Genomic DNA, 12,540 nt, shown 5'->3' with positions numbered 1-12,540 from the left:
CAATATAGAACTTGAACAAGGGGCTAGTTATGGATTGCTAATGACAATTGAGTCCCCACCTGGAAATCCACGTGACTTGACTGGCTACACTGCACGATTACAGGTACGTGATAACCATGACGATAAAACACTATTACTCTCCTTGGACAACGTTGATGGTCTCAAAGTGGGAGGTGATACTGGCGACCCGAAAAATGGTCAGCTTAAGATAGAGATCCCAGGCCTAGTAACTGCAGGATTTATTTGGCGCGAGGCCATTTATGATTTGTTTTTAAACCCAAGTAGCGATAGTGCCGAGCGTTTAATTTATGGCCGCGTTACCGTTGCGCCGCGCGTAACTGTTTAGCTTTGAGATGACAATGAGTGAAATCACCCAAAAATTAACTCTGGCACAAAGTGGAGTTGCCGGCCCTTCGGGTCCAACTGGCCCCCAAGGTGCAACCATTCACTGGGGGAGTGGTATCCCTGCTGCGGGGCTTGGTAATAACGGTGACCAATATCTCGACTATGACAGTGCTGATATTTATGGGAAAACCGGTAATAGTTGGGCCAAGCTGCGCAATCTACGTGGCCCACAAGGTCCAAAAGGGAGTAAAGGCGATAAAGGCAATCAGGGCATCCAGGGGGTACAGGGTGAACAGGGATTCGGGATTTTAGCCGGTAATGGTGTACCGGATAAAAATCTTGGGCGTGATGGCGAACATTATGTGGAACTTGGTAGTCCCAGCAAAAATTTTTACTACAAAAGTACTGATGCATGGTCATTAATTGGTACCTTGGCTGGTCCTAAGGGGAATACTGGCCGTGGTATATCCAGTATGGAAGTGTTGGTAGATGGAACTCTACGGGTCTCCTATAACGATGGCACAAAAGGGGATATAGGGCCATTTCCTGTTGAGGGCTTGGGCAGATTAGTGGCTTATGCAGGATCGCCAGGGAAAGGTACTTCAGGATATTGGGGAAAAGTAGCTACGATCAATGTACCAGCTGGATACAGTGAGATCGGATTAATGCTAGCAATGGTTGTTGGTAATGGTGCAGGAGCGCATGGTACCGCAGTTATATCGGTAAAGTGTCGTCAAAGTACGACAGTGTTGGAGGGAGATTCCGGCATATTTATAGGGTTGAACCATGGTAAAGTTTTCGCAGATGATGCTTTCAAACTGACTTCAGCTGGTATTGGTCAATCGGTTGATCTATGGATAAGGAAAGAAGTAGATTATGGTCAGCTGTCCGTTTATGAAATCGCTAAATCTGGTTTCGGCGGTAGTACCTCAATATCCTATCACAATGCTTTTGTTTGGCAGCCGGATGAACCCAGTGCAGCTTATGTTAAAAGATCTGTAGGGCTTATATACGGCAATAATAAGAAAATCTATCACGAGGGGCAAAAGCCAACTCCTACTGAGATTGGTGCAGTTAAGTCCGGTGGTACTGTTTCAGTCGGTGGTAATAGTAGTGGTTCAGCTAGTTTTGATGCCGATGGCAACCTATCATTGATCTTAACTAATAGTTACGCCAACACTGCCGGAAGTGCCAACAATGCTAATAGTGCTGGTAATGCAGATACCCTGAATGGGCTACATGGTTGGCAGTTTATCCGCTCTGATGTTGATGATGCGGTAAACACACATACTTGGTGGCAAGATGGCAAGGAAACACGCTGGGGTAATGATGCCGATATGCGCATAATGCATAACGGTAGCCATGGGTACTTAAGTTTACATACTGGTGACTTATATATTCGTTCTGGCTCAACAGCAAAATATTTATTTGATGTTTCCAGCGGTAATTTCCATGCGGATGGCCATGTGTATTGGCAATCTAGTTCAGTTGGTTCCGATCCCATTCTTAAAACTAATGTACGCAGGATTGACAAGCCCATTTCCCGCTTGAAGAAACTCAACGGCGTTCTTTTTGATTGGAAAGACAGTGGTCGTGGTTCTGGTGGTTTGATGAGCCCGGATATACGGAAAGCATTGCCGCGCACGGTTTATAAATCGAAACTAAAAAAGGATGGTAAGCGTTATGATCAGGCAGACTATAATGCAGTTACCGGTTTGTTGGTTGAGGTTTGTAAGGATCTCGAAAATAGGCTCAAGCAACAGGGAGAAGAGCTTAGAGCCTTTAAGAAACAAGGAAAAATCATTCATAAATTGCAGCGCATTGTAGAAACCTTGCGGCATCAGGTTAGAAAGCGAAAATAATTATACTGTCATACCAAACACCGACTAAGACTATAACAATAATCTATAGCTTGAAAAATCACCCGCGGTGCCTAAGGGTGAGGCGGGTAGTCTTTACTGTGTGCAACTCTCCTTTTATTCGTATTGGAGTAATTATTCGGTGTAATGCGATTCAAGCCTTTTTTTACCTCAGTACTTATAATGCTAAACGCTTGATTTGTGGTTATGTTACCGTCGCGTCCTGCGTTGCTATTTAATCCTAAGAAGACTATGAGCGAAATCACACAGAAATTAACTCTGGAGCAGAGCGGAGTAGCTGGTCCTTCAGGCCCAACTGGCCCCCAAGGTGCAACGATTCACTGGGGAAGTGGTGTACCCGCTGCGGGCCTTGGTAATAATGGCGATCAATATCTTGATTATGATAATGCTGACCTATATGGTAAAAGCGATAACTTCTGGTCGAGATTGAGAAATTTGCGTGGTCCCCAAGGCGCAAAAGGAAATAAAGGCGATCAGGGTATTCAGGGTATTCAAGGTATTCAGGGTGAGCAGGGTCCTGGTATTTTGGCTGGTAACGGTATTCCGATTGCTAGTTTAGGCCGTGATGGAGAGCACTATGTAGAGCTCAATAGCCTCAATAAAAAACTATACCGAAAAACAGGCGGCACCTGGTCTGTAATTGGTACCTTGGCTGGACCCAAAGGAGATACGGGCCGTGGTCTTTCCAATATGCAGGTATTGGCCGATGGTACTTTACGGGTTTCCTATACCGATGGCCTAAAAGAAAATGCAGGACCTTTTCCAGTAGAAGGATTGGGGCGGCTAGTTTTATCTAGCATAAATCCTGGAGGCGGGAATGCAGGGTATTGGGCTAAAGTTTGTACGATAAATATGCTGTCGGGAATTTCTGATGCCTGTTTGATGCTTTCTTTTGTTACTGGTGATCAATCAGCTCTTGGTTCTGCAATTATTACTGTCAAAGTTCGGGAAGGAAGTGATCCAGATACACTTATAGGAGATTCAGGTGTATTTATAGGTTCTAAACACGGAGAAATTTTTGGCGATGACGCATTTAAATTGATCTCTGTTGGTTATGGTCAGCCTATTGAGCTTTGGGTTCAAAAAAAGCAGCCCTTTGTATCGCTACATGTTTATGAGTTGGCAGCCGCTCTCGTCAGTACCAAGGTAACCTATAACGAAACGCTTTCATGGCAAATTTCTGAGCCAAGTGCTGCCTACATCAAACAATCTGCAGGATTAGTCTACGGTAAAAATAAGAGAATTTATCATGAGGGGCAAAAGCCTAGCCCAGCTGATATAGGCGCAGTCAAGTCCGGTGGTACTATTTCAGTCAGTGGTAATAGTAGTGGTTCAGCTAGTTTTGATGCCGAAGGCAACCTATCATTGAGCTTAACTAATAGTTACGCCAACACTGCGGGAAGTGCCAACAATGCTATTAGTGCTGGTAATGCAGATACACTGGATGGGTTACATGGTTGGCAGTTTATCCGCTCTGATGTTGATGATGCGGTAAACACACATACTTGGTGGCAAGATGGCAAGGAAACACGTTGGGGTAATGATGCCGATATGCGTATGATGCATAACGGAAGCCATGGTTACTTAAGTTTACATACTGGCAACTTGTATATTCGTTCTGGTACAACAACAAAATATTTGTTTGATGTTTCCAGCGGTAACTTCCATGCGGATGGCCATGTGTATTGGCAATCTAGTTCAGTTGGTTCCGATCCAATTCTCAAAACTAATATACGCAAGATTAACAAGCCTATTTCCCGATTGAAAAAACTCAACGGTGTTCTTTTTGATTGGAAAGATACCGGGCGTGGTTCCGGCGGATTAATGAGCCCGGATATACGGAAAGCGTTACCGCGCACGGTTTATAAATCGAAATTAAAAAAAGGTGGTAAGCGTTATGATCAAGCAGACTATAATGCAGTCATCGGTTTATTGGTTGAGGTGTGTAAAGATCTTGATAGCCGACTAAAGCAGCAAACGATAGCTTTCCAACAGCAAGAGAAGGTCGTTAAAAAGCTACAGCGAAGGGTTGTGAGTAAAGCAAAACATTGAGTAATGTTTAAAAATGACCATTTTCCTGGCTTAACGTAAACCCATTATTAATAATTTATATATTTCACGTAAGTAATTTATATTGTTTCCCTGGTCCTTCTTGATACGACCTTTTTTATTTGTTGTTAATAATAGTTACTACTTAATATCTAACAGCGTCATTTTGGCGCCGTAAACCACTGTTTTACCAATAGAAGACTATGAGCGAAATTACACAGAAATTAACACTGGCACAGAGCGGTGTGGCAGGTCCATCCGGCCCAACGGGGCCCCAGGGAGCAACAATCCACTGGGGCAGTGGTGTACCCACCGTGGGCCTCGGCAAAAATGACGACCAATATTTCGATTATGACAGTGCCGACTTGTATGGTAAAAGCGATAACCGCTGGACGAAACTGCGTAATTTACGAGGTCCACAGGGCGCAATGGGAAATAAAGGTGATCAGGGTATCCAAGGTATCCAGGGGATTCAGGGGGAGCAGGGTCTTGGTATTTTGGCTGGTGACGGAATTCCGGATGCTAGTTTAGGCCGGAATGGAGAGCATTATGTGGAGCTCGATAGCCTTAGTAAAAATCTACACCGAAAAACAAACGGAACCTGGGCTGTTATAGGTACCCTGTCTGGTCCCAAAGGGGATAGTGGTCGGGGTATTTCCAGTATTGAGGTATTGGTCGATGGTAGCTTACAAGTTATCTATACCGATGGTATAAAAGAAAATACTGGTCCTTTTCCTGTCGAGGGGCTGGGGCGCCATGTATGTAATCTGCAAAATGCAGGTTTAGATAGCAAATACTACTGGGCAAAAATAGCTACTTTTTATATGCCAGATAGTATTCATGCCAATGCGACTTTAGTATTGCTGCTAACTAATTTTAGTTCTGCAATTCGTGGTCACGCTATGGTGACGGTTCATGTTTGCCAGCAGAATGTGCCAAATGCCTTAGTGGCAGATAGCGGAATTTCTTTTACCTTTAATCATGGTAGTGCCTTTAAAGATGATGCATTTCGGTTAATTTGTGAGGGACATAGTCAACCAGTTGAATTGTGGGTACAAAAATCCGTTCATCATTTTGGAGTGAGTGTTTTTGAGGTCGGTGCAAGTAAATCTAAAGGTGTAACTATTGCTTATAACAACGATGCTACCTGGCAGTCCACAGAACCCAGTGCAGCATACGTTAAACATTCCGTAGGCTTAACTTACGGTAACCATAAGAAAATCTATCATGAAGAGCAAAAGCCAACAGCCGCGGAAATTGGCGCAGTTCAGTCTGGCGGTACTGTCTCGATCGTCGGTAATGGCAGTGGCTCAGCCAGTTTTGATGCCAATGGCAACCTATCACTTAATTTAAGTAATAGTTATGCCGCTAGCGCCGGTAGTGCCAATACTGCCAGTACAGCAGGCAATGCAGATACTGTGGACAGTCTGCACGGTTGGCAATTTATTCGCTCAGACGTTGACGATACGATAGCTGCACATAGTCAGTGGCAGGACGGTAAAGAGACGCGCTGGGGAAACGATTCTGATATGAGCCTAATGCATAACGGAAGCCACGGTTATTTAAGTCTTTACACCGGTGATTTATATATACGGTCTGGCAATACGACGAAATATTTATTTGATGTTTCCAGTGGTAATTTCCATGCTGATGGTCATGTGTATTGGCAGTCGAGCTCGGTAGGTTCGGATCCGATGCTTAAAACCAATGTTCGCAAGATTGATAAGCCTATTTCGCGCCTGGAAAAACTGAACGGTGTTCTTTTTGATTGGAAGGATAGTGGACGCGGTTCAGGTGGTCTAATGAGCCCGGATATCCGAAAGGCATTGCCGCGAACTGTGTACAAATCTAAATTGAAAAAGAATGGTCGACGTTATGATCAAGCCGATTATAACGCGGTCAGTGGCTTACTTGTTGAGGTATGTAAAGATCAGGAGCATCGGTTGCAGCAGCAAGATAAAGCATTTAAAAAGCAAAGTAATATCATTGACCAATTGCAAAATATAATAAAAGACATACAGGTTCAGGTTAGAAAAATACATTAAATATTTCTTTAAATATAAAATGGCATGGCCTGTGATTTATGTTTTCTGTAACTGGCATTTAAACTGTTGGATGTCGGCGTTGTATTCCTGTTTCTAAAAAGCTATTTTAAATATTAGACTTATGTTGGAAAGTTATTTATCTATTAGCTTTAAGCTATTGTCCGCTTTTATGAATTTATAATTTACTAGACAGAAAATCTGGTATAGGCAGCGTCAACATTCCGCTGTTTTTTTGGATTAATCTTGAGAAGACTATGAGCGAAATTACTCAGAAATTAACATTGGCCCAGAGCGGGGTGGCTGGTCCCTCCGGCCCGACAGGCCCGCAGGGTGCAACGTTACATTGGGGTAGCGGTGTTCCTGCGAATGGACTCGGAAATAATGGCGATCAGTATCTTGATTATGATAGCGCTGACATTTACGGGAAAAAAAGCAATAGCTGGGCAAAGCTTAGAAATCTGCGAGGTCCACAAGGGCCAAGAGGGAATAAAGGCGATAAAGGCGATAAAGGCATCCAAGGGATTCAGGGTGAGCAGGGTTTCGGTATTCTTGCAGATAATGGTATCCCTGCAAAAAATCTAGGCCGCGATGGCGATTATTATGTGGACTTAGCCAGTTCTAGTAAAATTCTTTATGGCAAAAATTCAGGTAATTGGACTGTTATCGGTTCCCTGGCCGGTCCTAAGGGAAATACTGGTCGCGGTATTTCCACAATGGAAATAATGACTGATGGAGTTCTTCGGGTATCCTATACCGACGGAACAAAAGGAGATATAGGGCCATTTCCCATGGAGGGTTTAGGGCGAAGAGTCTGTAACTTGCAAAATGCAGGAAGTAATACGGCAAATTATTGGGCAAAGGTAGCCACACTTAATATGCCAAATAATAAATACGCTAATGCATCCTTAGTATTGCTTTTGAGCACCAATAGCTCTGGAGCTCGTGGTCATGCGATGGTGAGCGTGATGATAGTTCAGACAACCGAACCCGGAACTTTGGTATCGGATAGCGGTGTCACTTTCGCCTTCAACCATGGTGAAGCTTTTAAAGACGATGCTTTTCGTTTGATCTCTGCTGGATACGGTCAACCGGTCGAACTCTGGGTGCAAAAATCTGTTGATTTTTTTGGTGTTAGTGTATTCGAACTGGGGGCTACCAAATCGAATGGTGTCACGATTTCCTATAATAATGAAGCAGCTTGGCAAGTCGATGAGCCCAGTGCAGCTTATATTAAAAAATCTGTTGGACTATATTACGGTAATAAAAAGAAAATCTACCATGAAGACCAAAAGCCGACTCCGGCAGAAATTGGCGCAGTAAAATCTGGTGGTACTGTTTCAGTAAACGGTAACGGTAGTGGTTCAGCCAGCTTTGATAACAATGGCAATCTCTCACTGAATTTAAGTGTTAGTTATGCCAGCAATGCGGGAAGTGCTGGCAGTGCTTCTAACGCAGCTAACGCAGACACTGTTGATAACTTACATGGCTCTCAACTGATTCGTTCAGATACCAATGATAATGTAAGTGGACATACTGAATGGCAGGATAGCAAGGAGATTCGCTGGGGTAATGAAGCCGATATGCGCATGACGCATAACGGAAGTCACGGCTATTTGAGCTTGCATACGGGTGACCTATATATCCGCTCTGGTACCACAACAAAATATCTGTTTGATGTATCTTCCGGTAATTTCCATGCGGATGGGCATGTATATTGGCAATCAAGCTCGGTTGGCTCAGATCCAATATTGAAAACCAATGTGCGCAAGATAGATAAGCCCATAACGCGTTTGGAAAAGCTTAACGGCGTGCTTTTTGATTGGAAAGACAGTGGCCGTGGATCTGGTGGTTTAATGAGCCCGGATATCCGCAGGGCACTACCGCGCACAGTTTATAAATCTAAATTTAAAAAATATGGAAAGCGCTATGATCAAGCTGATTATAACGCCGTGACGGGATTGCTTGTAGAAGTGTGCAAAGATCAAGAAACGCGTCTGAAGGAGCAAGCAGAGATCATTCTGGATTGCAGAAAAACAATGAAAATTTTTCTGCAGAGTGAACAAAAGAATCAACGGGGATAACTATGGCAACTATGCCCAAGAGTGGCCAGGCCAGCAGCGCAAACTTGCAGAGTGTATTTGGGCAGAGTGGTGCCGGTAATACATCACAGTATTACCGAGGTGGCAGCTATGTACCAAGTATTTCGCAAAATAGTAGTGTGCCTACTTCTGGCGCTGCGGATAGCGCTGATTTTTATGGTGCGACTGACTATGTTGCCATGAGTACACCATCCTTATCTGGCACAACGCTTAAAAAAAATGCTGGTACAGGTTCAGTGACTTGCAGTACAACCCTAACTTGTAGTCAGCCAAGTAATGGGTCGGGTAATTTTAAATACACTTGGGAAAAGGTGAGTGGTACAACCTTGTCGGTATCTGCAAATGGTAGAAGTGTAACCCTCAGCCGTAATGTGAGCGGGCAAATAACTACTAGTCAGTATCGCTGTAAGGTTACTGATGGTGTGGGGACTGTTTATAGTAATACGTTAACTATTACTTTTCGCCATTATCAGCTACATCCGGCAAATATCAGTGCTAGTTATACTGCTACCTCGACCCTTACTGCGACTATAAAAATTCAGGTGGCAAGGAATGGATATATATATACAGTACGTAATAACGGTACAGCTATCAAAGGCTCTGCATGGGTAACGCCGACTAGTAGTACTGTGGGTGATAACTTTCAGTTGCGTTTCGATAATGCAAGCGTATCTGGTGATAATTCAAATATAGTAGGGGCTTCTCCATCAGTAGGTTCACTTGCAGCCATTAATGGCACTCGTTACGCCTACCGTCATCGTACATCTATAGGTAACAGTACCTGTGGAACTAGGATTAGGATTAAATTATCTGGGCAAAGTTCGTATCCTTTTGATAAAACCACTAAGCTAATAGCCACCAAATATTCCAGTATGGGGGGGGGGATTGGTATGGACTTTAGTGTAGGGATAAATAGTCACATTCCGTAGGAGGTCACAGTGAAGATAGAACGCACAGATGACCCTCGTATTGTCTATGTACACGATGTATTTACTAAAGAAGAGTGTCGAAAAATTATAGAACTCAGCGAATCTGTTGGGTTCAATGAACCTGGCCGTGTGGTTCTAGAGGATGGTAGTGATAACGTAGTGAGTCTACGCAACCGCCGTTGTCATGAAATTTGGTTGTTTAGAAACCCTGAGTTTAAAGAGTTAGAGCAGCGTTTACTAGAACGCTATCAGTGTCTAGCTGAATTATATCGGAAGAATGTTGCAAGTGTACATGGTCACTTAGTTGCGGAACCTACCCGTGTCGTTCGTTATCGGCCTGATGGTTATTTTCGGATACATACCGATTTACGTCACTGTCGCGAAGATGAATGGCGCCAATTAACGGTGATTATTCATCTTAATTATTGTAGTGGTGGGCAGGTTTTTTTTCCTGAGCAGGAAGTAACTTGCCATACAAACCCAGGAAGTGCACTCATTTTTCCTGTTTCAGACAATTATTTACATGAAGCTTTTCCACCGGAAAGTGATAACAAGTACATTTTACTTTGTTGGATGGCTGCGCATGAAGATATTGTTGCTGACTCAGCTGAGTTAATAACAATAAAGGAGGATTCTAATGCTGCCGCCTGAAATAGTTAGCTACACACAAGAAGCTCTATCCCCAGTGGTATGTAGCGAAATCATTAAAGCCGCCGAGCAACATGGGCATTGGCTACGTTCTGGACGGGTTGGATATACCGCGGATAATTTTGTAGGTGATTCAAGAACCAGCTCTGAAACCTGGGTAGAACGCCATGAACCTTTATTATGGGTGCGAGATCAATTGGTTGGATCCGTTACTAGAGCTTTAGATAAGTGTTATGGAGCGTCTGGGCCACATCGTTATTACTATGAGTCCCGTGTAATTCGATATTGTAAAGGTGAATATTTGCATACACATCAAGATAATCCTGCTCCACTGAATTATCTTGATAATCCTGATCATGGTGCAAGATCGGGATTTTATCATTTTGGTCGTCGTAAGGAACTAACGTTAGTTGTATATCTAAATGATAATTACCAAGGTGGTCAGTTGAATTTTTTCCAGAGTGGTGAAAGTGTTGCACCTAATGCTGGGGATCTGGTTCTTTTTTCCCCTTTGGAATTACATCAATCTTTGCCAGTGCTAGAGGGGACAAAATATATTCTAACGAACGCACTTTTTTATGCAGATTAACAAGGGGTGAATTATGAATAATACTTTATTGCCACCCAATGCTAGTCGATTGGAGCTGGCAGTGGAGTCTGCCATTGCGAAACGGCTTGATGCTATACCGGTCAATATTACTGACCTTTACGATCCTAATAAATGCCCTCCTGCATTTCTGCCTTTTTTAGCTTGGCAACACAGTGTGGATACCTGGAACGATAGCTGGCCTACGGCTACAAAACGTGCGGTGATCCGTTCAGCGTTTACCACCCATACAACAAAAGGTACTAGAGCCGCTGTCGAGGAAGCCGCTGCAGCCTTTGGTGGGGACGTAGCGATTGTAGAGTGGTTCCAGACTGATCCTCCAGGAAAACCACATACTTTTGACTTGGTGCTTAATGCAGTGGATGAGTTTGGCAAGCCTGTAAGTGCTGAGTTTCAGAAAGACATAGTGACAGCCGTATCCTATGTAAAGCCACTTCGCTCTCACTTCACCATGCGATTGGGAACTCAGGCAAGTGCTACTACCTTATCGGTCGGCGTGGCACGAACAGCTATATTTGATCGCTTACGATTTAACGTAATCTAAAAAAAATCTTTTCAACTTACCCGTAAGCCACTTCATAATTTTATCGGAGTGCGCTTGCCCGTGCATGGAGTAAAACCGTGACACTTTCTCTAGTACTTACCACCGCGGGGCAAAAGGCCATCGTGGATGAGAATAATGCCGGAACTCTACCGGTTAAATTATCTAAGATTGCCTTAGGTACAGGTCGTTGGAGCCCGGATGCTACTGCTACAGGGCTACAACAGGAATTTAAAAGACTAACAACCATTTCTGGCAATGTGGAAGTTGCCAACGATATGTTGCATATCACCCTAAAGGATGAAAGTAGCGACATTTATGATGTTAATGAGTTTGGCTTATTTACTGACACAGGGGTGCTATATGCCATCTATTCTGTGGGACCTGGAGCTGCTCCAGTCGGAAAAAAAGGAGCTAACTCTACTTATCTACTCTCTCTGGATATTAAGTTGTCTGGTAGTAGTACCGATAAGATTACTGTTGGAGATACCGGTTTTAGTAATCCATCGGCGACTACCAGTCGCGCGGGAGTTATTCCAGTTGCGACACAAGCGGAAGTTAATACTGGTAGCATTGATGATAAAGCCGTAACGCCTAAAACACTTCACCAACGTATTTCAGTCTTGGCACTCGCTAATCATAGTCACGCCTATGCGACTACAAGTCGAGATGGGTTAACCCGTTTGGCTTCGCAACAGGCCGTTGATGCTGGGGATAGCGGCACACTGGTAGTTACTCCGAAAACCCTACAAAAGAAGCTGAATGATAATAAGCCTGCAACGGCAAGCACAAGCCAGACTGGAACCGTTACACTGGCTAGTCAAAGCGATGTGGATATCGGTAGAGAAAAGAAAAAAGTTGTCACTCCTGAGACCTTAAAAGGGTATATCAATAAGCAGTTCCCAGGCCAGTTGATATATATCTGGGGTGGAGAAATTAAGGATTTACCAGCCGAGTACAAGCTCTGTAACGGAAGTAATGGCACACGGGATTTACGTAATCGTTTTGTACTGGGTGCTGGAGGAAGTTACTCTGCTGGAGCTAGCGGTGGGGCAACGACTGCGAGAACCAGTAAAAATGGTGCTCACTCCCATGCCATTACGGTAAATAATCATACTTTAACATTATCTCAGATTCCCAGTCACCGTCACCATCATGATCTTGGCCGTTACGATGATAGTACTCAGGGAACTCCTCAGCAACACTGGATATTAAGAGGCTATGATCGCGGCAATTGGGATAATGCGTTAAATACTTATACTCGCTATAGCGGCGGTGGTGGCGCACATAACCATACTGCAAGTGCATCTTCAAATAACGGCCATGACCATACTGTGGCGATTTTACCTCCCTATTATGCGTTGGCTTATGTTCAGCGTGTAACACCATAAATTCTA

At 43.8% G+C, this 12,540-nt stretch carries 10 protein-coding genes; all 10 read left to right on the top strand.

What is annotated here, in order from left to right:
* Positions 1–40 precede the first annotated feature (40 nt).
* The gene (locus FIU95_RS18130) at positions 41–346 is read left to right on the top strand and encodes a hypothetical protein (RefSeq protein WP_152455228.1); all 306 of its coding nucleotides are present in this window, start codon (positions 41–43) and stop codon (positions 344–346) included.
* 13 nt (positions 347–359) lie between these two features.
* Positions 360–2,207, top strand: a complete 1,848-nt coding sequence (locus FIU95_RS18125; protein WP_152455227.1) for a collagen-like protein — start codon at positions 360–362, stop codon at positions 2,205–2,207.
* Between the two features lie 249 nt (positions 2,208–2,456).
* The gene (locus FIU95_RS18120) at positions 2,457–4,277 is read left to right on the top strand and encodes a tail fiber domain-containing protein (protein ID WP_152455225.1); all 1,821 of its coding nucleotides are present in this window, start codon (positions 2,457–2,459) and stop codon (positions 4,275–4,277) included.
* Positions 4,278–4,477: 200 nt separating this feature from the next.
* The gene (locus tag FIU95_RS18115) at positions 4,478–6,319 is read left to right on the top strand and encodes a tail fiber domain-containing protein (RefSeq protein WP_152455223.1); all 1,842 of its coding nucleotides are present in this window, start codon (positions 4,478–4,480) and stop codon (positions 6,317–6,319) included.
* A gap of 254 nt (positions 6,320–6,573) precedes the next feature.
* Complete coding sequence (locus FIU95_RS18110; protein WP_152455221.1) at positions 6,574–8,400, top strand: collagen-like protein; 1,827 nt, start codon at positions 6,574–6,576, stop codon at positions 8,398–8,400.
* A gap of 2 nt (positions 8,401–8,402) precedes the next feature.
* Complete coding sequence (locus FIU95_RS18105; RefSeq protein ID WP_152455219.1) at positions 8,403–9,347, top strand: hypothetical protein; 945 nt, start codon at positions 8,403–8,405, stop codon at positions 9,345–9,347.
* A gap of 9 nt (positions 9,348–9,356) precedes the next feature.
* The gene (locus FIU95_RS18100; protein WP_152455217.1) at positions 9,357–9,998 is read left to right on the top strand and encodes a 2OG-Fe(II) oxygenase; all 642 of its coding nucleotides are present in this window, start codon (positions 9,357–9,359) and stop codon (positions 9,996–9,998) included.
* Complete coding sequence (locus tag FIU95_RS18095; protein ID WP_152455215.1) at positions 9,985–10,584, top strand: 2OG-Fe(II) oxygenase; 600 nt, start codon at positions 9,985–9,987, stop codon at positions 10,582–10,584. Before FIU95_RS18100 ends, FIU95_RS18095 begins: the two co-directional genes overlap by 14 nt.
* Positions 10,585–10,597: 13 nt before the next feature.
* The gene (locus tag FIU95_RS18090) at positions 10,598–11,146 is read left to right on the top strand and encodes a phage tail protein I (RefSeq protein ID WP_152455213.1); all 549 of its coding nucleotides are present in this window, start codon (positions 10,598–10,600) and stop codon (positions 11,144–11,146) included.
* A 77-nt stretch (positions 11,147–11,223) separates the two neighbouring features.
* Positions 11,224–12,534, top strand: a complete 1,311-nt coding sequence (locus FIU95_RS18085; protein ID WP_152455211.1) for a phage tail protein — start codon at positions 11,224–11,226, stop codon at positions 12,532–12,534.
* The last annotated feature ends 6 nt before the right edge of the window (positions 12,535–12,540 follow it).

This window comes from Microbulbifer sp. THAF38 (assembly GCF_009363535.1).
Classification (GTDB): Bacteria; Pseudomonadota; Gammaproteobacteria; order Pseudomonadales; family Cellvibrionaceae; genus Microbulbifer.
Note: the sequence above shows the minus strand (reverse complement) of the source record. Positions and strands in the feature narration are given on the sequence as shown.

Excerpts from the sequence above, each read along its gene's own strand:
- FIU95_RS18130 (WP_152455228.1), top strand. The coding sequence starts at position 41 with ATGACAATTGAGTCCCCACCTGGAAATCCACGTGACTTGACTGGCTAC.
- FIU95_RS18125 (WP_152455227.1), top strand. The coding sequence starts at position 360 with ATGAGTGAAATCACCCAAAAATTAACTCTGGCACAAAGTGGAGTTGCC.
- FIU95_RS18120 (WP_152455225.1), top strand. The coding sequence starts at position 2,457 with ATGAGCGAAATCACACAGAAATTAACTCTGGAGCAGAGCGGAGTAGCT.
- FIU95_RS18115 (WP_152455223.1), top strand. The coding sequence starts at position 4,478 with ATGAGCGAAATTACACAGAAATTAACACTGGCACAGAGCGGTGTGGCA.
- FIU95_RS18110 (WP_152455221.1), top strand. The coding sequence starts at position 6,574 with ATGAGCGAAATTACTCAGAAATTAACATTGGCCCAGAGCGGGGTGGCT.
- FIU95_RS18105 (WP_152455219.1), top strand. The coding sequence starts at position 8,403 with ATGGCAACTATGCCCAAGAGTGGCCAGGCCAGCAGCGCAAACTTGCAG.
- FIU95_RS18095 (WP_152455215.1), top strand. The coding sequence starts at position 9,985 with ATGCTGCCGCCTGAAATAGTTAGCTACACACAAGAAGCTCTATCCCCA.
- FIU95_RS18090 (WP_152455213.1), top strand. The coding sequence starts at position 10,598 with ATGAATAATACTTTATTGCCACCCAATGCTAGTCGATTGGAGCTGGCA.